Source organism: Cellulosimicrobium funkei (assembly GCF_900155925.1).
Classification (GTDB): Bacteria; Actinomycetota; Actinomycetes; order Actinomycetales; family Cellulomonadaceae; genus Cellulosimicrobium; species Cellulosimicrobium funkei.
Genome location: NZ_FTMI01000001.1, coordinates 475,780 through 495,054, shown reverse-complemented (window position 1 = coordinate 495,054; position 19,275 = coordinate 475,780). Strand labels below are relative to the sequence as shown.

Annotated in this window: 15 protein-coding genes and 1 riboswitch; of the genes, 6 read left to right on the top strand and 9 right to left on the bottom strand. The window is 76.9% G+C overall.

Annotated features, from left to right (window positions below; genetic code table 11):
- Nucleotides 1–11 precede the first annotated feature (11 nt).
- Nucleotides 12–134: a hypothetical protein gene (locus tag BXA05_RS20635; protein WP_021483523.1), complete on the top strand. Its 123-nt coding sequence runs from the start codon at nucleotides 12–14 to the stop codon at nucleotides 132–134.
- Here the strand turns inward: BXA05_RS20635 and recD are convergent.
- The 3 genes from recD to recC are packed head-to-tail and all read right to left on the bottom strand — an operon-like array spanning nucleotide 110 to nucleotide 9,179.
- Nucleotides 110–2,173: an exodeoxyribonuclease V subunit alpha gene (gene recD / locus BXA05_RS02110; protein ID WP_083711263.1), complete on the bottom strand. Its 2,064-nt coding sequence runs from the start codon at nucleotides 2,171–2,173 to the stop codon at nucleotides 110–112. The two genes, BXA05_RS20635 and recD, sit on opposite strands and share 25 nt — an antisense overlap.
- Nucleotides 2,170–5,724: a UvrD-helicase domain-containing protein gene (locus BXA05_RS02105; protein ID WP_083711261.1), complete on the bottom strand. Its 3,555-nt coding sequence runs from the start codon at nucleotides 5,722–5,724 to the stop codon at nucleotides 2,170–2,172. Before BXA05_RS02105 ends, recD begins: the two co-directional genes overlap by 4 nt.
- Nucleotides 5,721–9,179 carry an exodeoxyribonuclease V subunit gamma gene (gene recC, locus BXA05_RS02100; RefSeq protein WP_244550375.1) on the bottom strand — a complete coding sequence of 1,153 codons (3,459 nt, stop codon included), beginning with the start codon at nucleotides 9,177–9,179 and terminating at the stop codon, nucleotides 5,721–5,723. The genes BXA05_RS02105 and recC overlap by 4 nt, the downstream gene beginning before the upstream one ends.
- Nucleotides 9,180–9,369: 190 nt before the next feature.
- On the opposite strand from recC, the gene BXA05_RS02095 reads away from it, so the two are divergent.
- Entirely contained in the window at nucleotides 9,370–9,855 is a 486-nt protein-coding gene (locus BXA05_RS02095; protein WP_076403629.1) for a hypothetical protein, read from the top strand.
- A gap of 21 nt (nucleotides 9,856–9,876) precedes the next feature.
- On the opposite strand, the gene BXA05_RS02090 is transcribed toward BXA05_RS02095, so the two are convergent.
- From BXA05_RS02090 to BXA05_RS02080, 3 genes are all read right to left on the bottom strand, one after another.
- On the bottom strand, nucleotides 9,877–10,599 hold the full coding sequence (locus tag BXA05_RS02090) for a class I SAM-dependent methyltransferase (protein ID WP_076403627.1): 723 nt from the start codon (nucleotides 10,597–10,599) through the stop codon (nucleotides 9,877–9,879).
- Nucleotides 10,600–10,752: 153 nt separating this feature from the next.
- Nucleotides 10,753–11,991 carry an O-succinylhomoserine sulfhydrylase gene (locus BXA05_RS02085; RefSeq protein WP_076403625.1) on the bottom strand — a complete coding sequence of 413 codons (1,239 nt, stop codon included), beginning with the start codon at nucleotides 11,989–11,991 and terminating at the stop codon, nucleotides 10,753–10,755.
- On the bottom strand, nucleotides 11,988–12,479 hold the full coding sequence (locus tag BXA05_RS02080) for a rhodanese-like domain-containing protein (protein ID WP_076403624.1): 492 nt from the start codon (nucleotides 12,477–12,479) through the stop codon (nucleotides 11,988–11,990). The genes BXA05_RS02085 and BXA05_RS02080 overlap by 4 nt, the downstream gene beginning before the upstream one ends.
- A gap of 251 nt (nucleotides 12,480–12,730) precedes the next feature.
- Between BXA05_RS02080 and BXA05_RS02075 the strand changes: the two genes are divergently transcribed.
- The 3 genes from BXA05_RS02075 (at nucleotide 12,731) to BXA05_RS02065 (ending at nucleotide 15,730) form a co-directional block, all read left to right on the top strand.
- Nucleotides 12,731–13,342, top strand: coding sequence for a hypothetical protein (locus tag BXA05_RS02075; protein WP_128957621.1), 612 nt, complete (start codon nucleotides 12,731–12,733; stop codon nucleotides 13,340–13,342).
- A gap of 45 nt (nucleotides 13,343–13,387) precedes the next feature.
- Nucleotides 13,388–13,503: riboswitch (SAM riboswitch) on the top strand.
- Nucleotides 13,504–13,536: 33 nt separating this feature from the next.
- On the top strand, nucleotides 13,537–14,970 hold the full coding sequence (locus tag BXA05_RS02070; RefSeq protein ID WP_076403622.1) for an aminotransferase class V-fold PLP-dependent enzyme: 1,434 nt from the start codon (nucleotides 13,537–13,539) through the stop codon (nucleotides 14,968–14,970).
- A 112-nt stretch (nucleotides 14,971–15,082) separates the two neighbouring features.
- Nucleotides 15,083–15,730, top strand: coding sequence for a GNAT family N-acetyltransferase (locus tag BXA05_RS02065; RefSeq protein ID WP_076403620.1), 648 nt, complete (start codon nucleotides 15,083–15,085; stop codon nucleotides 15,728–15,730).
- A 128-nt stretch (nucleotides 15,731–15,858) separates the two neighbouring features.
- Here BXA05_RS02065 and BXA05_RS02060 read toward each other — a convergent pair whose 3' ends face one another.
- The gene (locus tag BXA05_RS02060) at nucleotides 15,859–16,032 is read right to left on the bottom strand and encodes a CsbD family protein (protein ID WP_009866995.1); all 174 of its coding nucleotides are present in this window, start codon (nucleotides 16,030–16,032) and stop codon (nucleotides 15,859–15,861) included.
- 91 nt (nucleotides 16,033–16,123) lie between these two features.
- Here BXA05_RS02060 and BXA05_RS02055 point away from each other — a divergent pair, with 91 nt between their 5' ends.
- Nucleotides 16,124–16,732, top strand: coding sequence for a GNAT family N-acetyltransferase (locus BXA05_RS02055; RefSeq protein WP_076404067.1), 609 nt, complete (start codon nucleotides 16,124–16,126; stop codon nucleotides 16,730–16,732).
- A gap of 100 nt (nucleotides 16,733–16,832) precedes the next feature.
- On the opposite strand, the gene BXA05_RS02050 is transcribed toward BXA05_RS02055, so the two are convergent.
- Both BXA05_RS02050 and BXA05_RS02045 read right to left on the bottom strand, forming a co-directional pair.
- A complete protein-coding gene (locus BXA05_RS02050) occupies nucleotides 16,833–17,900 on the bottom strand; it encodes a MaoC/PaaZ C-terminal domain-containing protein (protein WP_076403618.1) in 1,068 nt (355 codons plus the stop codon).
- Nucleotides 17,897–19,273, bottom strand: a complete 1,377-nt coding sequence (locus BXA05_RS02045; RefSeq protein WP_076403616.1) for a 3-oxoacyl-ACP reductase — start codon at nucleotides 19,271–19,273, stop codon at nucleotides 17,897–17,899. The genes BXA05_RS02050 and BXA05_RS02045 overlap by 4 nt, the downstream gene beginning before the upstream one ends.
- Nucleotides 19,274–19,275: the final 2 nt, after the last annotated feature.

Sequence of the window (19,275 nt, the reverse complement as noted above, 5' to 3'; positions counted from 1 at the left end):
GGATGGTCGCCATGGACGTCCCCTCGATGATCATGGGCGCCGCCGTCGCGTCCGTCGCCTGGATCGTGCTCGTGCCCTGGGGCCGCCTCAAGGAGCTGCGCGAGCGCGATCAGGCGGAGCGCACCGAGGACTGACCGCCGGGCAGCGGAGTCCGCAGCCCGCTCGCCCGGTGGACCGGGCTCGTCACCGCGGTGCGCACGGCGTCCTCGGAGCCGACGACGCGCACGAACGACTGCGCGCGCGTCACCGCCGTGTACAGCAGCTCGCGCGTGAGCAGCGGCGAGGTCGCGGGCGGCAGGACGAGCGTGACCCGGTCGAACTGGCTGCCCTGCGCCCGGTGGACCGTCATGGCGTGCACGGTCTCCACGGGCGGCAGCCGGTGCGTGCGCACGCGCAGCGGCGCGCGCGGGTCCCCGAACACGGCGACGACCCCGCCCGAGGGCTCCGCGACGAGCACGCCGGTGTCGCCGTTGTAGAGGCCGACGTCGGCGTCGTTCGTCGTGACGAGCAGGGGCCGCCCGGCGACCCACGGGGAGTCGGTCGCGTGGTGGCCGGTCGCCTCCTCGACCCACGCCTCGACCTGCGCCGCCCACCGGCCGCGCCCCGCGGGCCCGCGCCGGTGCGCCACCATGACGCGGTGCCGCGCGAGCGCGTCGAGCGCGGCGGCGGCGTCCCCGGCGCGCGCGGCCTCGACGAGCAGGGTCCCCGCCGCGACGGCGTCCGCGCGGACCGCGGCCAGCACCGCGTCGTCGGGCTCGTCGTCGGGCGCCCCGAGGAACTCCACGGACCCGTGCCCCGCGCGCAGCAGGGCGAGCGTCGCCTCCGCGTCCTCGGCCCGGATCGCGGCGGCGAGCGGCAGGATCTCCGAGTCGCGGTCCTGACGGTGGACGGTGCGCAGCCGGACGACGCCGTTGCCGAGCACCGCCCGGTCGTCGACCTCGCCGTCGGCGGGCGGCGGCGCGTCGGCCAGCGCGGTCTCGGCCGCCGCGAGCACGACCGGTGCGGTGGCCGGGGGCGTGACGGGCTCGCGGTGCACGAGGTCGCCGAGCACGGCGCCGGCCTCCACCGAGGCGAGCTGGTCCGGGTCCCCGACGAGCACGAGCCGCGCGTCGGGCCGCAGCGCCTCGAGCAGCCGCGCCATGAGCGGCAGCGCGACCATCGACGTCTCGTCGACGACGACGACGTCGTGCGGCAGGTGGTGGTGCGCGTCGTGGCGGAACCGGGTGCTGCTGCCCGGCCGGTACCCGAGCAGGCGGTGCAGCGTCGTCGCGACGGGAGTCCCGACGCGCGCGCGGTCGGCCGCGTCCCCGAACCCGGCGACGACCTCGCGCACCGCCTCCTGGAGCCGTGCGGCGGCCTTCCCGGTCGGCGCGGCGAGCGCGACGCGCAGCGCCGTGCCCTGGTCGGCCGGGGCGTTCGCCCCCGTGCGCGACGGAACGGGCGCCACCGCGGCCGCGGGGCGGGCAGCGTTGTGCGGGACGGCGTCGTGCAGGACGGCGAGCAGCCGCGCGACCGTCGTCGTCTTGCCCGTGCCGGGGCCACCCGTGAGGACGGTGAGCCGGCGCGTGGCGGCGTGCGCGGCGGCGAGCCGCTGGCGCGTGTCCTCCGCCGCGGGGAAGAGGCGGGCCAGCGCGGCGTCGAGACGACCGGCGTCGACCGGCAGGTCGGGCGCCGCGAGCCGGCCGTCGACGTCGTGCCGGACCGCGAGCTCGTCGCGCCAGTAGCGGTCGAGGTACAGCGCGCCCCCGACCCAGCGCGCGGGGCGGTCGGGCGCGCCGTCGACCCCGACGGCGACGAGCGGGCTGCGCGCGACGGCGTCGGCCCACGCGGTGCGGTCCGGCCACGGCAGGTCGGCGGCGTCGGTCCGGGCGGCCTCCTCGTCCTCGGGCAGCGCCAGGGAGCCGAGGTCGTCGAGGCGCACGCACACGGAGCCGCTGCGCACGGCACGGACGGCGAGCGCGACGGCGAGCAGCACCCGGTCGTCGTGCTCGCCCGTGAGCCGGCCGAGCCGCAGCGCGACGCGCACGTCGGCGGCCGAGACCACGCGCGCGACGTTGAACGGCGCCAGGCCCGTCGGCACGCCGACGGCGAGCCGCGGGTCGCCCTCGTCGACCGTGTCGCCCGCAGGAGGAGCGGTGGGCCGGAGCGCCGACCCGGGAGTGGTCGTGGTCATGCGCGACCTCCGTCGAGCAGGGCGGACAGGGCGACGACGAGCCCGGGCGGCGGGCTCCAGGCGACGACGCCGTACGGGGTGCCGTCGGGGCCGCGGGGCGTGTCCGGGCCGGCCATGCCGCGCACGAAGAGGTACGCCCCGCCGGCGAGGTCGCGGTCGGGTTCGTAGTCGCGCACGCGCCACCGCAGGTAGCGGTGGAGCGCGACGAGGTAGAGCACGAGCTGCAGCGGGTAGTGCGAGGCGAGCATCGCGTCGCGCATGGCGTCGGGGTGGTAGTCGCCCACGGCGAGCGGGACCCCGAGCGGCCCGACGCGGTTCGTCTTGTAGTCGACGACGAGGTACCGGCGGCGGCCGCCCGGATCCCCGTCCGGAGCGCCGTCGGGACCCGGGGCGGGCACGCGCAGCACGGCGTCGATCGAGCCCGTGAGGTAGCCGCGCAGCGGGACGCCGCCGGTGCTCGTGCCCGTCTCGGACTCGTCGGCCAGCGCCGCCAGGAGGTCGGGGTATCGGGCGAACGCGTCGTCGGCGGGCAGGTGCGCCCGCAGGACGTCCGCGAGGTCGCGCAGCGTCGCGGGACGCACGCCCTCCGTCTCGTCGCCCCCGGCGAGCGGGAGCTCGAACTCGAGCTCGGGCAGCCGGTCCCGCGGGTCGACGTCGGCGAGCGTGAGCCCGCCCGCGATCGGGCCGAGCGGCGTGCGCAGCGACAGGCCGAGCGCCGTCGCGAGCGCGACGGGCTCGACGCCCGGCACGCGGACCGTCGCCGCCTGCGCGCAGCGGGCGCGCACCTCGGCGTCGAGGTCGTCGGCCGCGGTGTCGACGTACTCGAGGATCTCGTGCACGAGCGTGCCGAACGCGGTGCCGCCCGGCTGCCCCTCGTACGGGGACGGCACGTCCGCGCCGGGGCGCGGGGCCGAGGTCGAGGACGCGGGCGCGGGCGCGGCGGTGTCGTCGTCGGTGGTCTCCTCCGGCTCGTCCTGCACGCCCGGGTCCTCGGGCTCGCTCTCGATCCCGCCGACCGGGCCGTGGTGCGCGGCCGCGGTCAGGGCCGAGTACGACGCCCGACGCCATTCGCGGTCCGGGAGGTGGGCCGCGGTCGCGAGCGCGAGGTCCGTGCCCGACCGGGTGCCGGGCGACCAGCGCTCGCCCTTCGGCCGCGCGTCGACCTGCTCGACGACGACCGTCCCGCCCGACCGCGCCGCGACCGCCTCGAACGCGGACCGGACGGCGTCGTCGCGCATCGCGTCGGGCCGTGCGTGGCGCCCGGGCTCGCCGCCGAGCATCCGGTCGGCGAGCAGGAGGCGGGTGAGCGGTCCCGATCCGGTGCTGCGCTTCGTGGGGGTCCAGTGCACGACGACCTGGTGCCGAGCCCGGGTGAGCGCCACGTACAGCAGGCGCAGGTCCTCGCCGAGCTCTTCGTCGCGCCAGCGCGCCTTGGCGTCCACGAACCCGGGGGAGCCGACCCCGCCGAGGTGCAGCACGCGCTGCCCGTGGTCGTCGTGGAACGCGAACAGCTCCTGGTCGTCGGGCTCGAACCGTTCCCACCCGAACGGGACGTAGACGACGCCGAACTCCAGACCCTTCGCGGCGTGCACGGTGACGACCTGCACGGCGGCGGCGTCGGTCTCGAGACGGCGGGTGCGCTCGTCGGTGAAGACCGTCCCGACCTCGGCGATCCGGGTCCGGAGCCAGGCCGTGAGCGCGGCCGTGCCGAGCCCCTCGGTCGTCGCGGCCTCGTGCAGCGCCTGCGTGACGTGGCGCAGGTCGGTGAGGTAGCGCTCGCCGTCGGCGCGCGCCATGACACGGGCCGTCGCCCCGCGCCGTGCGGCGACCTCCGCGACCGCGGCCACGCCCCGGTCGGCGAGCAGGTGCGCCCAGGCCCGGACCGTGTCGCCGAGCTCGTCGTGGTCCGCGTCGTCCGCCGTCGCGAGGCGCTGCGCGTCCCAGCCGACGAACGGGGTGAGGGCGAGCGCCGTCGCGCGCCGGTGGAGGCCCGGCTGCTCCAGCGCCGCGAGGAGCGTGAGCCAGTCCTGCGCCGCGGCCGACCCGAACACGCTCGACGGCCCGGAGACGACCGCGGGCACGCCCAGCGCGACGAGCGCCGAGCGCACCGCCTCGGCCTGCGCGTTCGTGCGCGTCAGCACGGCGACGTCGCGCGGCTCGAGCGGGCGCCAGCGCGCCGCGTCGCCCGCCGCCCCGCCGACGTCGTCGCGCACGCGGTCGCCCCCGCCGGACGCGGTGCCGAGACGGCTCGCGACGTCGGCCGCGACGTCCTTCGCGAGCAGGCCGCGCGCGTCCGGGGCCGACGGCGCCGACGAGGCGCCCAGCCGGTAGGCGCGGCGCGTCACCTGCCGCAGCCGCACCGGCGCGCCGCCGGAGAACCGCGCCTCGGGGTGCGCCGCGTCGACCGGGCGCACGACGATGCGCGGGTCGCCGAGCGCCGTCTCGCCGAGCAGCGCGTGCAGGCCTGCGAGGAGCGGGCCGTCGCTGCGCCAGCTCGTGCTGAGCGTCGCGGTGTCCGTCGCGTCCTCGACGGCCTGCAGGTACGTCACGACGTCCGCGCCGCGGAACGCGTAGATCGCCTGCTTGGGGTCCCCGATGAGGACGAGCGCGCTGCTCTCGTCGGGCCGCCCGTGGAACGCGGTGCGCAGGATCGCCCACTGCTCGGGGTCCGTGTCCTGGAACTCGTCCACCATGACCACGCGGAACCTCGACCGGACGCGCTGCGTCGCCGTCGCACCGTGCTCCGGGTCGGTGAGGGCGCGGCGCAGCAGGACGAGGAGGTCGTCGTAGTCGAGCAGGTGCATCGCGCGCTTGCGCGCCTCCACCTCGCGGCGGGCGGCGACGGCGACCTCGTACCGCGCCGCGGCCACCGAGCCCTCGGCCGCGTCCGACGGCGCGACCACCGCCCCGTGGTCGCTCACCGCCGCGCGGGCGACCGCGCGCACGTCGCGCGGCGAGAGGATCGGCTCGCTCTGGTCGGCGAACCGCCGCACGTACAGGTCGTCCGTGACCTCCTCGACGAGGTCGGCCACGTCGGGCAGGAAGCTCGTCGCGAGGTCGACGTCGGCCGCCGTCCCGAGCGCGGTGAGCATCTGCTGGCAGAACCCGTGCGTCGTCGTGATCGTCGCGGCGTCGAGCTGGGACAGCGCGACGCGCAGGCGCTCGCGACGGCGGGCGAGCTCGTCGGCGTCGACCGCGGCGAGGAACGTGACGAGCTCGTCGGCGCTGTGCGCCGGGTCGTGGCCACGCAGCGCGCGCTCGGTCGCGACGAGGCGCTCGCGCACGCGGTCGCGCAGCTCCGACGTCGCGGCCCGGCCGAACGTCACGAGCATGATCTCGGGCAGCGCCGCCACGCCCTCGGCGACGTAGCGCGTGGTGAGGGTCGCGATGGTGTGCGTCTTGCCCGTGCCGGCGCTCGCCTCGAGCACGACCGTCCCGCGCGGCAGGTCGCCGAACGGGTCGAAGCGCCGCGGGCTCCCCGCGACGGGTCCGGGCACCGCGGGTCCGGACGCCGCGGCGGGCGTGGCGGGTGCGGACGTCGGGCCGCTCATCGCGCACCTCGCAGCTCGTGCTCCAGCAGGGGGTCCCACACGCGGCGCGCGAGCGCGCCGAGGCGGGTCGGGTCGTCGGGGAAGCGGCCCAGGTCGGCGGTCGTCGCGTGGCCCGCGAGGTCGGGGAGCGCCGGGTCCTGGCCCCACGCGAGCACGACGTACGGGTCCTTGCGCTCGAAGCCCTTGTTCCACGCCCACCCGGCGCGCATCAGGGCGTCGCGCGCGTCGGTGGTGCGCCGCTCCTCGGCGTAGCGGAGCGCGACCTCGGGCAGCAGCGGCAGGGGCTCGCGGGCGGCCTCGTCGCGCAGGGCCACGAGGTCGGCCAGCACGGCGGCCGCCGTGTCGCGGTCGGGCGGCGTGAGCGTCGACCACGCGACCCCCGGGCCGCGGGGCGATCGGCCGATCGCGACGGCGTCCCACGGGCGGTCCGGGTCGCTCACGCGCAGCGCGAGCGCCTGCACCCAGGCGCGCAGCCGGTGCTTCGGCCCGAGCCGCGAGTACTCCGTGCGCACCACGCGCGCGCCGTGCACGCCCGGCACGCTGCCGACGAGCGTGCCGCCGTCCGGGAGGGTGGCCCGCACGTCGACCGTCTCGGCGGAGCTCAGCACGTCCTGGCTCACGGGACGACCGGCCGCGACGTCGGCCTCGCGCGCGGCCTCGACGGACGCGACCCGGAGCGGCCCCACGGCCCGGACGACCTCCTGGAGCGCCGACCGGCCGAGCTCGCGCGGCGGGACCTGGCCGCGGCGCCACTCGGCCTGCATCGCGCGGTTCGGGTCGACGCCCGCGAGCGCGGCCCGCAGCACGCGGTCGCCCACGCCCCAGCCCGCGAGCCCCGTGAGGGAGAGGGGCAGCCGGTCCTCGACGTCCTCCTCCTCCAGCACGAGACCCACGTCGAGCGTGTGCTGCGCGAACCAGCGGGGTGCGTTCTCGAGCAGGCGGACCAGGTCGTCGAGCTCGACGTCGGCGCGGCGCCCGGTCGCCGTGGGCGACCCCGGTCCTTCCACGGAGCCGACGGCGGCACCGTCCGGCAGCGAGAGCGGTGCGCCGACGAGCGCCCCGACCGGCTCACGCTTCTCGCGCGCCTGGCGGGCCCCGGCGAACGCCGCGTCGTCGTGGCTGAACGGTCCGGGGACGCCGAGCGCGCCCGGCGTGAAGTTCCGCTCGTCGACCGTCTGGAGCGGGTGCTGCACGACGACGTGCTCCCGCGCGGGGCGCCCGTCGGCCGTGGTGGCCACCCGGTCCAGCGCGTCGAGCAGCTCCGCCACGGGCACCGCGGGCGGGCGCGGCGCCCCGGTGCGCTCGTCGGCACCCGTGTGCACGACGACGAGGTGGTCGCCCGCCGCGGCGACGGCGTCGAGGAAGATCTGCCGGTCCTCGCTGCGCGCGTCGCGCTCGCCGATCTCGGGGTGCCGGGCGAGCAGGTCGTCGCCCGCGGGCGCGGCGGTGCGGGGGAACACGCCGTCGTCGAGCCCGAGGAGGCAGACCACCCGGTGCGGCACGGAGCGCATCGGCTCGAGCGAGCACACGGTGAGCGCGCCCGTGCGGAACCCGGCGCGCGTCGGGCGCCCGGCCAGGCGGTCGTCGAGCAGCGCCCGCACGTCCGCGAGCCGCAGCGCGACGCCGCCGTGCGCGGCACCCGCCGCCCGCACGTCGCCCAGCACGCGGCGTGCGGAGCCGATCTGCCACGCCTCCGTCGGCGGCGCCTCCGCCAGGAGCGTGAGCGCGCGGTCGAGGGTGTCGAGCCAGTGCGCGAGCGGGTGCACGCCGTCGAGGCCGCGCAGGATCTCCGTGAGCCGCGCGACGAGCTCCGCGAGCCGGCCCGCGAGGTCCACGTCCGTCGAGCCGACGTCGTCCAGCGGGAGCGCGGGCCCGACGAACCGGGCGTCCTCGTCGGCCATCGCGGCGCCGAGCAGGATGCGGTCGAGCGCCGCGTCCCACGTGCCCTGCCGCACGTGCTCGTCGATCCCGAAGCGGGCACGCCGCTCGCCGTCCTCGCCCCAGTGGACCCCCGCCTCGACGGCCCACTGCCGCAGGCGGTCGACGTCGTCGTCGGAGAAGCGGAACCGGCGGCGGACCGGGCCGCTCGCCGCGAGGTCGAGCACCTCGGACGCCGTGACGCGGCCGTCCGCGAGGCGCAGCAGCGTGGCGAGCAGCGCGAGCACGGGGTTGGTGGTCCCGGCGCCGCGGTCCGCGAGGCTGACCCGCAGCCGCTGGCCGGGGTGCGCGTCGTCGCCCAGCTCAGGGACGGCGCCGAAGGTCGCGGTGACGAGCGGCGCGAACGTCTCGACGTCGGGGCACAGCACGATGACGTCGCGCGCCTGGAGCGTCGGGTCGGCGGAGAACAGGCCGACGAGCGTCTCGCGCAGCACCTCGACCTGCCGGGCGCGGCCGTGGCACGCGAGCACCTGCACGGAGCGGTCCGTCGGGTCCAGCACGTGCGCGCCGTCCGGATCGTCGGCCCGCAGCGCGGACTGCAGCGCGCCGAGCAGGGTCGGCGGCGGGGGCGCCGCCTCGTGGTGGGTCTCGCGCGCCTCGCCCGTGGCGAGCCGCAGCTGCAGCTCGACCGTGTCCCGGCCGGTGGACGCGAGGAACGGGTGGCGCGCGAACGTCGGCAGGTCCGCGCGACGCCGGACGGGCGCGCCCGCGCGGTCCGAGCCCGAGTCCGCGTCGCCCTTGGAGGGGTCGCCGGCGGACGCGGCGACCGTCGCCCACAGCGCCGGCGAGGGGTGCACGAGCCACAGGTGGACGTCGCGGTGCGCGGCGAGCGCGCGCAGGACCCGGAGCTCGTCCTCGGGGAGCCGCGTGGGCCCGAACACGGACAGCCGCGGCGGCAGGTCGACGGCCGCCGGGTCCGCGTGCAGCGCCGCGACCGCCTCCGTCACGCGCCGTGCCGGGTCCGTCGCCGGGACGCGCTCCACCAGGCGGCGCCACAGCTCGGGCTGCCACGCGAGGTCGTCCGGCGCGACGGCGGTCCCCGTGACCGGGGCCGACCACGCGAGCACGACCTCGGGCCGCTGGCGGGCGTAGTCGACCAGGAGGTCCGCGAGCCGTCGCGCGAGCGTGAGCCGCCGGCCCCGCCGCACCTCGTCGCTCGGGTCGCCGACGTAGCGCGCGAGCGGCGCCGCCCAGGGCTCGGCGAGGTGCGCGTCGAGCACCTCGAGCACCGACCACGCGAGCCGCTCGGGCCGCCACGGGTCGTCGTCGGGGTCGAGGTCCGTGAGGTCGGCCACGACCTGCTCGACGAGCCGCCGCGGGCCCCGGAAATCCACGTTCGCGCAGATCCCCGCCGTCTCGCCCGCGCCCAGGTGGTGCGAGAGCCGCTGCGCGAGCCACCGCTCCACCCCGCGCGTCGGGACCGCCACGACGTCCGGCGTGAACGGGTCCGCCGGGACCTCCGCGAGCACGGCGGCGAGCGGCGCCACGAGCGCCTCGGCACGCTCGGAGCGGTGCACGTGCAGCAAGAGGACCCCTGTCGATGGTGGTGGCGTGATCATGTGCCCGGCCCGTGGCCGTGCGCTATGAGGAATCTACGAGGTGCGACCCACACCGTCGAACCGCCGTCCACAGGCGGCCCGGGGACTACGGTGTCCGCACCGCACGCGCGCGGAGGCCGCGGCGGAATCAGCACCCGAGGGAGGACCGATGCGGCAGCGGAGGACGACGGCCGTGCTGTGCACGATCGCCGACGGCGCCTCGCCGGGCACCGTCGCGGCCGCGTGTCGCGGCGCGCTCCTGGCGCTGCGCGACCGGGTGGCACGGCTCCAGGTCGACGTGTACTCCGACGAGCCGTGGCCACCGGACGCGACCGACGCGGTGCATGCCTTGGAGGAGCTGTGCCGCGCACGACGCGGACGCCTCGCCCGGCGCTTCGGGTGGGAGCCCCCGATCTCGCTCGAGCTCGACCCGCGCGACGACCGCGAGCTCGACCTCGCCCTCGCCGTCGCCCCCTTCACGATCTGCGGCTCGGGCTTCGACGAGCACTGGACGCTGCTCTGGGACGTGAACGACACCGGGACGTCGGTGAGCTTCCTCCTGCTGCCGCACGAGCTGGACGCGGTCCGGTCGCACGTCGCACGGTCGGGCGGCCGCCCGGAGGACGTCGTCGTGCTGGGCGACCGTCGCGGCTGACACGATCGCGCTTCGCGCGGCTCAGCCGCGCCGTGCCACGAAGACCCACTCGCGACCCGGGCGGTCGGGCGCGTCCCGGACGTCCACGACCTCGAACCCGCACGCCACGAGCGACGTCTCGACCTCCCCGCGCTCCCGGAAGCGCAGCGTCGAGTCGGAGTGGAGCGTGGTGCCGTCGGGCAGCACGGTCGTGTCGTGGAAGGACACGAAGGGGAGCGACACGTCGGTGAGGTCGGTCCAGGACTCGACCGGGCCGACGTCGGGCACGTCCACGCGCGTGGTCGTCGCCTCGCGGACCCACCCCTCCCAGGCCCGACGGGCGGGCACGCGGGTCTCGAGCACCAGCCACCCGCCCGGCACGAGCGCGTCGTGGACGCCCCGCAGCGTCGCGGCCCACGCGTCGTCGGTGAGGAACACCTGGGCGACGTTCGCCGTCATCGTCGCGAGGTCGACCTGGAGCGGGGGGAGGGCCGTCGCGTCGCCGTGCAGCCAGCGCACGCGCTCGGCGCCTGGCTTCGTGCGGGCGACGTCGAGCGACGCACCCGCCGGGTCGAGGCCGACCACCTCGACGCCGCGCTGCGCGAGCAGGCACGCGAACGTCCCGGTGCCGCACCCGACGTCGAGCACTCGGCGCGCGCCCAGCTCGTCGACGATCGCGACGTAGGCGTCGAGGTCGGACCGGTCCGGGTCGAGCGGGTCGTAGAGGGCGGCGAGGCGGGGGTCGTCGAAGAGGGCGTCGGGCACCCGACGACGCTACGAAAGCTCACGCGACCGGTCCACCCGATCCTGGGAAGCCCCCGGTGCCGACCAGGCCCCTCCTGCCCGCCGAGCAGGTGGTCGTGGCCCGTCCCGGCGCCGGGACGAACCGATACCGCCTGCTCGGCGGGAGGCGGGGGGTCAGGAGTTCAGCGCCTGGGCGACGTCCTCGATGATGTCGTGCGGGTCCTCCAGGCCCACCGACAGGCGCACGGTCGTCTCCGCGATCCCGACGGCGGCGCGGCCCTCGGGGCCGAGCTTGCGGTGGGTCGTGGTGGCCGGGTGCGTGACGAGGGACTTCGCGTCGCCGAGGTTGTTCGAGATGTCGACGACCTGGAGCGCGTCGAGGAACGTGAACGCGCGCTTCTTCGCCGTCTCGGGGTCGGTGCCCTCGGGCACGGCGAGGTCGAACGTCACGACGGTCCCGCCGCCGCTCTGCTGCGACCGCGCGAGCTCGCGCTGCGGGTGCGACGCGAGGAACGGGTAGCGCACGCGGCCGATCCCGGGGAGCTGCTCCAGCGCCTCCGCGACCTGCGCCGCCGCGGCGTTCTGCGCGGCGACGCGCACGGGCAGCGTCTCGAGGCCCTTGAGCAGCACCCACGCGTTGAACGCCGAGAGCGACGGCCCGGTGTTGCGGATGAAGGTCTGCACCGGGCCGGTGACGTACTCCTCGGTCCCGAGGATCGCGCCGCCGAGCACGCGGCCCTGCCCGTCGATGTGCTTGGTCGCCGAGTAGACGACGACGTCGGCCCCGAGCTCGAGCGGCCGCTGCAGCAACGGCGTCGCGAACACGTTGTCGAGCACGACGACCGCGCCGGCGGCGTGCGCGAGCTCGCTCACGCGCCGCGCGTCGACGATGTCCTGCATGGGGTTGGACGGCGTCTCGAAGAACACGACGTCCGCGGGGGTGGACAGCGCCTCCTCCCACTGCGACAGCACGTGGCCGTCGACGTAGTCCGTCCGCACGCCCCACTTCGCGAAGATCTCGTCGAAGATGACGAGGCTCGACCCGAACAGCGCGCGCGCCGCGACGATGCGCGACCCGGACCGCACCAGCGCGGCGAGCGCCGTGAACACGGCGGACATGCCGGACGCCGTCGCGTAGCACGCCTCCGCACCCTCCAGGAGGCGCAGGCGCTCCTCGAACGTGTGCACGGTCGGGTTGCCGTAGCGTGAGTAGACGAACCGGTCGAGCTCTCCCTTGAACGCCGCCTCGGCGTCCGCCGCACGGTCGTACGTGTAGCCCTGCGTGAGGAACAGCGCCTCGGACGTCTCCTGGAACTCGGTGCGCGCGTGGCCGCCGCGCACGGCGAGCGTCGCGGGACGGGCGCTCGCGGGCAGGGGCTTGCGGCCGGAGCCGCCGGGCACGACCGCGCTCATCGGGCGGCCTCGTCGAACGTCGTGGTGGGCAGCCCGCGGACCTTCCAGCCCTCGACGTCCCGCAGGCCCGAGAACCCCTGGGCGCCCTCGAAGCCCTCGAGCACGTTGTACGACGGCCCGAGCCCGGCGGCCGTGGCCGCGCGCGCCGCGCCGATCGACCGCTGGCCCGAGCGGCACAGGAACACGACGGGGCGCTCGTCGCCGGGGGTCAGGCCTGCTTCGACGAGCCGGTCGAGGAACCGCGGGTTGGGCCCCGCCGGGGTCACCCACTCGTCGAACAGGACGTCGCGGCCGAGCTGAGTGGCGTCGGGCACGCCGATGGTGCGCCACTCGCCCTCGGTGCGGACGTCCACGAGCACGGCGCGCTCGTCGTGCGCGAGCAGGTCCCATGCCTGCTGCGGGGTGAGGTCGCCGGCGTAGCCGACGGCGGGACGCGCCTCGGGGGGTGCCGGCCAGGGTGCCGACGCCTGCTGGGACTGGTCGCTCATGAGAGTCCTCCTCCATCGATCGTGGCAGTAGCACCCTGCGCCCGGCCGCCGAGGCGGTCCGGGGGGTTGCTGCGGCGTCGACGTGCCACGTCACTCGGCCGCTCCGGATGGTTGGCTCGGATCGTACGCCACGCGTCCGACGTGCGGAACGCCCGTCTCGGGGAGCGGCCCGTGAGGGGTGCCCGACGCCGCGCGGCTCCGCTAGCGTGGCCGCGCGGCCGGGCGGGGGTCCCGGCGGGCGGGGGGAGTCGATGCAGACGGGACGAGCACGCGCTGCGGGCGCGGGCGTGGCGGCGGTCGTCGTCGCGGCGGGCGCTTGGTGGTGGGCCGCGTCCGGCGGGGAGGAGCCCCCGCAGGGTGTCGTGAGCGTGGGGCCCGTCGGGGACGATGCCGCGCGGACGCCCGGGGAGCGGCCGTCCGTCCACCCGGTTCGCCCCGAGGGCGAGCGACCCGACGACGAGCGGCCCGACGGCGAGCGGCTCGACCCGCCCCCGCCGTCGTCGGACGGGGCCGCGGCGCACCGGGGCGAGCCGGTCGACCTGGCCGATCACACGGTCGGCGGGTACGAGGGCTGGTGGAGCTCCGACGGGAACGGCGCGGCGTGCGACGCCTACGCCGACGCGCACCCGGAGGTCGTGCTCGCGAGCACCCGCACGGGCGCGGTGATCGAGGCCCACACGCGCGGTGTGCGCCTCCAGCGCCCGCCGGCGACACCGCCGGGCGACCCGGCGCGGTGGCCGGCCGACTCGGTCGTCGTGCTCGACGCCGGCACGGGGGAGGTGCTCGAGTCGTTCGCGGTCGACGAGTCGGGGTGGCGCCTGGAGACGCCCGTGGGCTGCGTCCCGCCATCCGAGACGCCGTGACCACCGGTTGACACGCCACCGTGCGCGCGGACATCCTGGTGTGCAGGTCATGAGTGCCAGCGCGAAACCCCGGTTTGCTGGCCGGCAACCCTCCTCTCGCGGCGGGGTGCCCCGGGTGACGACCAGGCCGCACGCCGACCGGCGGGCGGCAAGCGCGGGGAGGTTCTCCCCGGACGACCCTGGAGGACTGTGCCATGACTGCTCTCGCGGACGTCTCGTGTCCCACCGACGCCCCGGCCCCTGACCTCGCGGCGCTCGCCGACGCGCCCGCGCTCCTGCCCGTCGTCGGCGGGGACACGCTCGTCCCGCTCGTCGACGGCCGCAGCGTGCCGTACGCGAACCTCGACGTCGCGGCCTCGGCCCCGGCGCTGCGCTCGGTCGCGGACCGCGTGACCGAGGTGCTGCCGCTCTACGCGAGCGTGCACCGCGGCGCGGGCTACCTCTCGCAGGTCTCCACGGCGCTCTACGAGGCGTCGCGCCGCACGATCGGCGCGTTCGTCGGCGCGCGCGAGGACGACGTCACGGTCGTCACGCGCAACACGACCGACTCGCTCAACCTGCTCGCGGGCTGCGTCCCGGCGAACGCGGACGGCACGCCCGGGCGCGTGCTCGTCCTCGACGTCGAGCACCACGCGAACCTGCTGCCCTGGCAGCGCGCCGGCGGCGCGACGGTCCTCGCGGGCGGCGCGTCCGTCGCGGAGACGCTCTCGGGCCTGCGCACCGAGCTCGCGCGCTTCCCGTACGCGCTCGTCGCCGTGACCGGCGCCTCCAACGTCACGGGCGAGTCCCTGCCCGTCGCCGAGGTCGTCCGCGCCGCGCACGACGCGGGTGCGCGCGTCGTGCTCGACGGCGCTCAGCTCGTCCCGCACCGCGGGTTCTCGCTCGCCGCGTCGGGCGTCGACTACGTCGCGTTCTCGGGGCACAAGACCTACGCGCCGTTCGGCGCGGGGGCGCTCGTCGGGCGGCGCGACTGGCTCGACGCGGGCACCCCCTACCTCGCGGGCGGCGGCGCCGTGCGCCAGGTCGCGGTGACCGGGACGCAGTGGCAGACGGCGCCCGCACGCCACGAGGCCGGCTCGCCGAACGTGGTGGGCGCTGCGGCGCTCGCGGCGGCGTGCGACGCGCTCGCCGCGCTCGACCCGACCGACCTGCACGCGCACGAGGCGGCGCTCCGCGCGGCCCTCGTCGCGGGCCTGGAGGCGGTCCCGGGTGTCCGGGTCGTGCGCGTGTGGGACGACGCCGTCGACCCGGTCGGCGTCGTGACGTTCGCCGTCGAGGGCCACGACCCGGGCCTCGTCGCCGCCTACCTCTCGGCCGAGCACGGCATCGGCGTGCGCGACGGCCGGTTCTGCGCGCACCCGCTGCTCGCGCGCCTCGGCTACGACGCGGGCGCGATCCGCGCCTCGGTGGGCGTCGGGACGACCGGTGCGGACGTCGTGCGTCTCGTCGAGGCCGTGCGCGCGTATGTCGAGCAGGGCCCGACGACCCGGTACGAGGTCGTCGACGGCTGCTGGGCCGTCGTGGACGACCCCCGCCCGGTCCCCGTGGGGTCCGGCCTGGAGGGGCTCTTCGCGACCGCGGCGGCGGGCTTCCTCGCCGACGCGGCGGGCTGCGGGCCGGCCGTCTGACCGGCGTCGACGGCCGACGGCGGAGCCCGTTCACCGGACCGTCGCCGAGCGTTGTCCACCGCGTCGCCGGACCCTCTTGGCGCGGTGTTCCGCGTGTGCTCTGATATGCGCTGTGCTGCACGACGTCGTCCTCTCGGGGCACGGTTTCCGGCTGGAACCGCTGGCCCTGGAGCACGCTGAGACGCTGGCCGGCCTCGTCGACGAGGCGATGTGGTCAGGGATGAGCATCCCCCTGCCCTACGGGGTCGCGGGGATGGCCGATCTCGTGGCCGCGACCCGCGCGGCCCCGGACCTCACGGGCTTCGTCGTGCGCGCCGTCGACCCCGACGGCGCGCCCGGCGCCGTGCTCGGCAGCACCGCGTTCCGCGACCTGTCGCTCGTCGACCGCCGCGTCGAGGTGGGCCGCACGTTCTACGCGCGCTCCACGTGGGGGAGCCTCGTCAACCCCGTGACGAAGTGGCTGCTGCTGCGCCACGCGTTCGAGACGTGGGACGTGCACCGGGTCGGCTTCCGCGTCGACACGCGCAACGAGCGCTCGCTCGGGGCGATGCGCCGTCTCGGCGCCCACGAGGAGGGCGTCATGCGCGGCCACCGCACCGCGCCCGACGGGACGCGCGCCGACTCCGTGCTGTTCTCGATCCTCGCGCCCGAGTGGCCCGGGGTCGAGGTGGGTCTCCTCGCGCGGATCACGGCCCCGCGCGTCGTCCCGGTGCTCGCCCCGGCGCCGTCGGCCGACGTCCGGCCGCTCGCCGCATCCTGACCGTCGCGGCTCCCGGTCGTCGTGTCCTGGTCGTCGCATCCCGGTCGTCGCGCCCCGGGCGAACGGTCCCGAGACGCCACGAGGGCCCCGCCGGAGCGGAGCCCTCGTGAGCAGAACGGTGGAGCACGTCAGCGGTCGAACGCGTCCTTGACGTCGTCGCCCGCCTGCTTGACGTTGGCCTTGGCCTGGTCAGCCTGGCCCTCGGCCTCGAGCCGCTCGTTGTCCGTGAGCTTGCCCGCGCCTTCCTTGAGCTTGCCACCCGCCTCTTCGGCGGCGTGCTTGGCCTTGTCTCCGAGTCCCATGAGTGCTCCTCTCGTCGGTACCTCTCGACCGTAACCACGGTCGGCCGGCTTCGCACGCGGTCGAGCCACCGGGGTGTGGTGGGATGTGCGGGTGCAGCACGAGACCGTCCTCGAAGGCTTCGGCGTCCGCCTCGAACCGCTCGCCGCGACCCACGCGCCGGCGCTCGGCGCCCTCGTCGACGACGGCATCTGGGCGGGCATGTCCAGCGCCGTCCCGCGCGGCACGGAGGCGATGGAGGGCTACGTGCGCGACGCGGTCGCCGCGCCGGGCCGGCTCGCGTTCGCGGTCCTCGGTGCTCCCAGCGCTCCCGGTGCACCCGGTGCGGACGGCGCGACCGCCGACGCCGTGGTCCGTGGCTCGACGTCGCTCTACGAGTGGGTCCCGTCCCAGGGCCGGGTCGAGCTCGGGTCCACGTTCTACGCGCGCGAGTGGTGGGGCGGTACGACGAACCCGGCGTGCAAGTACCTCCTGCTGCAGCACGCGTTCGAGGACCTCGGGGTCGCGCGCGTCGCGCTCCGCGCCGACGCCCGCAACAGCCGGTCCATCGGGGCGATCCGGCGCCTGGGCGCGGTGCCGGAGGGCGTCCTGCGCAGCCACCGCGTGGCGCCCGACGGCTCCCGCCAGGACACCGCCTACTTCTCGGTCCTCCGCGACGAGTGGCCGACCGTCCGCGACGGCCTGCTCGCCCGCCTGCCCTGACGGACCGGCACGCCGAGCACGAGCCTGCGTGGCGTCGAGCACGGGGTAGGTGTCGTCATGCGCTCGAGAACGACATCGACCCCGTGCTCGGCGGCGAGGGTCAGGGGCGGGGGGTGACGCGGCCCGCGAGGTGGAGGCGGCCCTTGCCGTCCCACGCCTGGTAGGTGACGCCCGTGCCCGGGTCGCCCGCGCCGTCGGGCACGGCCGCCGCGACCTGCCCGACGGCGTCCCGCACCTCGGCGGGCACGTCGCCCGCCGGGCGCAGCGCGACGTCGACCGTGCCGGGCAGCAGCACCGGCTTGGCGAACGTGACGGTCCAGTCGTAGGCGTCGCCGCGACCGGGACCCGCCTCGGCGAGCGCCCGCGCCGCGGTGTACATGCCGTGCGCGATGGCCCGCGGGAACCCGAACGCCTTGGCGCCCAGTGCCGAGGTGTGGATCGGGTTGCGGTCGCCCGACACCGCCGCGTACGCGCGGCCCGTCCCCGCCCCGAGCGCCCACCGTGCGGTGGGCAGGGGCGGGACGAACGCGGGCGGGCCGTCGGCGTCGGCCGGGGCGGGGCCGCCCGGGAGGGACGCGCCCTTCGCGAGGTACGTCGAGACGCCCCGGTAGGCGAGCGTCGTCGCGGCCAGCCCGCTCCCCGCGGCGCGCTCGTCGTCCGTGCGCAGCACCGAGACCTCCGTGACGAGGTCCACCTGGACCCCGCGACGGTGCGGGCGCAGGTCCTGCGCCCACGCGCGGACCTCGAGCGCGTCCCCGAGCCGCACCGGGCGCAGCACGGACACCGAGTTCGCGAGGTGCACCATGCCGAGCAGCGGGAGCGGGAAGTCGGTCCGCACCATGACGGCGGTCGCGAGCGGGAACCCCAGCACGTGCAGGTACCCGGCGGGCAGGACGTCCGACGGCGCCTCGCCCACGAGCCGCGCGTACCGCGCGAGGTGCGCGGCGCTGCCGACGTGGCCCGACGCCGCGTCGTCGCCCGTCGGGACGGCCGCGACCCGGTAGGTGACGTCCGGGAGCGTGAGCTCCGTCCGGTCGCCCCGGACGGGCAGCCGGTGCGCCGCCGCGATCCGGCCCGACGCCGCGAGCCCGCGCACGTACAGGCCGCCCAGACCCGGGACGGCGGGCAGCGTCTCGACGCGCGCCGGGGCGCCCGCGGGCGCCGTCACCGGCCCACCACGTTCTGCCCGCACACGCGCAGCACCTGCCCGTTGACGCCCCCGGCCGCGGGCGACGCGAGGAACGCGATCGCCTCGGCCACGTCCACGGGCTGGCCGCCCTGCTGCAGCGACGCGACGCGGCGCGCGACCTCGCGCTGCACGAAGGGGATCGACGCCGTCATGTCCGTCTCGATGAAGCCCGGCGCGACGGCGTTCGCCGTCCCGCCCGGACCGCCCGGCGCCGCGAGCAGGCGGGCGAACGCGCGCGTGTGCCCGATGACGCCCGCCTTCGAGAACGCGTAGTTCGCCTGGCCCCGGTTGCCCGCGATCCCGCTCGTCGAGGCGAGCGAGACGACGCGCGGCGCGGAGGAGAACCCGTTCGCGCCGAGCAGGTACTCCGTGATCCGCAGCTGCGCGGCGAGGTTCACCGCGACCACCGCGTCCCACTTGTCGGGCGACATGTTGGCGAGCAACTTGTCGCGCAGGATGCCGGCGTTGTGCACGAGGACGTCGAGCCCGCCGTGCCGTGCGCGCGCGTGCTCGAGGATCCGGGCGCCCGCGTCGTCGGCGGTCACGTCGAGCTGCAGCGCCGTGCCCTTGATCTCGTTCGCGACCCGGGCGAGCGCCTCGCCCGCCGCGGGCACGTCGACCACGACGACCTTCGCGCCGTCGCGCGCGAGCGTCCGGGCGACCTGCGCCCCGATGCCGCGGGCCGCGCCCGTGACGACGGCGACCTTGCCGGCGAGCGGCTGGTCGAGGTCGGCGGAGGTGCTCCCGGCGGCGCCGTCGGTCGCGCTCGGTCCCACGCGGAGGAGCTGGCCGTCGACGAACGCCGACTTGGCGGACAGGAAGAAGCGGAGGGTCGCGAGGACGCTCGGGCTGTCGACAGGGGCGTCGTCGGTCACCTGGATGCCGTTGGCGGTCGCGCCGTAGCGCAGCTCCTTGGCGACGGACCGCAGGAACCCGTCGACGCCCTCGCGGGCGGCGGCGAGCTCGGGGGAGTCCGTGTCGGCGGGGGCCCGGGAGATCGTCACGACGCGACCGTTCGGCGCGAGGCGGCGGAGCGTCGCCGAGAGCGCCATGACGGGCGCGGACGCGTCCTGCGGCCGCTCGATCCCGCTGAGCACGACGACGACCGCGCCCCAGCGGGTCGTGTCGTCCGGGGTCTGGCGGACGTCGAGGTCCCAGCCGAGCAGGGCCTCGGCGACGAGGTCGGCGTCGTCGCGCACGCCGGGCGTGCCGCCGAGCACGAGCACGGGCCCGACGGTGAGCGGGTCGCCCGCGCGGAAGCGGCGCAGGACCGCGGGGCGCGGGAGGCCGAGCTTCTTGGCGAGCGTCTTCGTGAAGCCGGAGTTGACGGCCTGGACGTAGGAGTCGGTCACGG

Excerpts from the sequence above, each read along its gene's own strand:
- BXA05_RS20635 (WP_021483523.1), top strand. The coding sequence starts at position 12 with ATGGACGTCCCCTCGATGATCATGGGCGCCGCCGTCGCGTCCGTCGCC.
- BXA05_RS02080 (WP_076403624.1), bottom strand. The coding sequence starts at position 12,479 with ATGAGCGACCAGTCCCAGCAGGCGTCGGCACCCTGGCCGGCACCCCCC.
- BXA05_RS02060 (WP_009866995.1), bottom strand. The coding sequence starts at position 16,032 with ATGGGACTCGGAGACAAGGCCAAGCACGCCGCCGAAGAGGCGGGTGGC.
- BXA05_RS02105 (WP_083711261.1), bottom strand. The coding sequence starts at position 5,724 with ATGAGCGGCCCGACGTCCGCACCCGCCACGCCCGCCGCGGCGTCCGGA.
- BXA05_RS02085 (WP_076403625.1), bottom strand. The coding sequence starts at position 11,991 with ATGAGCGCGGTCGTGCCCGGCGGCTCCGGCCGCAAGCCCCTGCCCGCG.
- BXA05_RS02095 (WP_076403629.1), top strand. The coding sequence starts at position 9,370 with ATGCGGCAGCGGAGGACGACGGCCGTGCTGTGCACGATCGCCGACGGC.
- BXA05_RS02070 (WP_076403622.1), top strand. The coding sequence starts at position 13,537 with ATGACTGCTCTCGCGGACGTCTCGTGTCCCACCGACGCCCCGGCCCCT.
- recD (WP_083711263.1), bottom strand. The coding sequence starts at position 2,173 with ATGACCACGACCACTCCCGGGTCGGCGCTCCGGCCCACCGCTCCTCCT.
- BXA05_RS02075 (WP_128957621.1), top strand. The coding sequence starts at position 12,731 with ATGCAGACGGGACGAGCACGCGCTGCGGGCGCGGGCGTGGCGGCGGTC.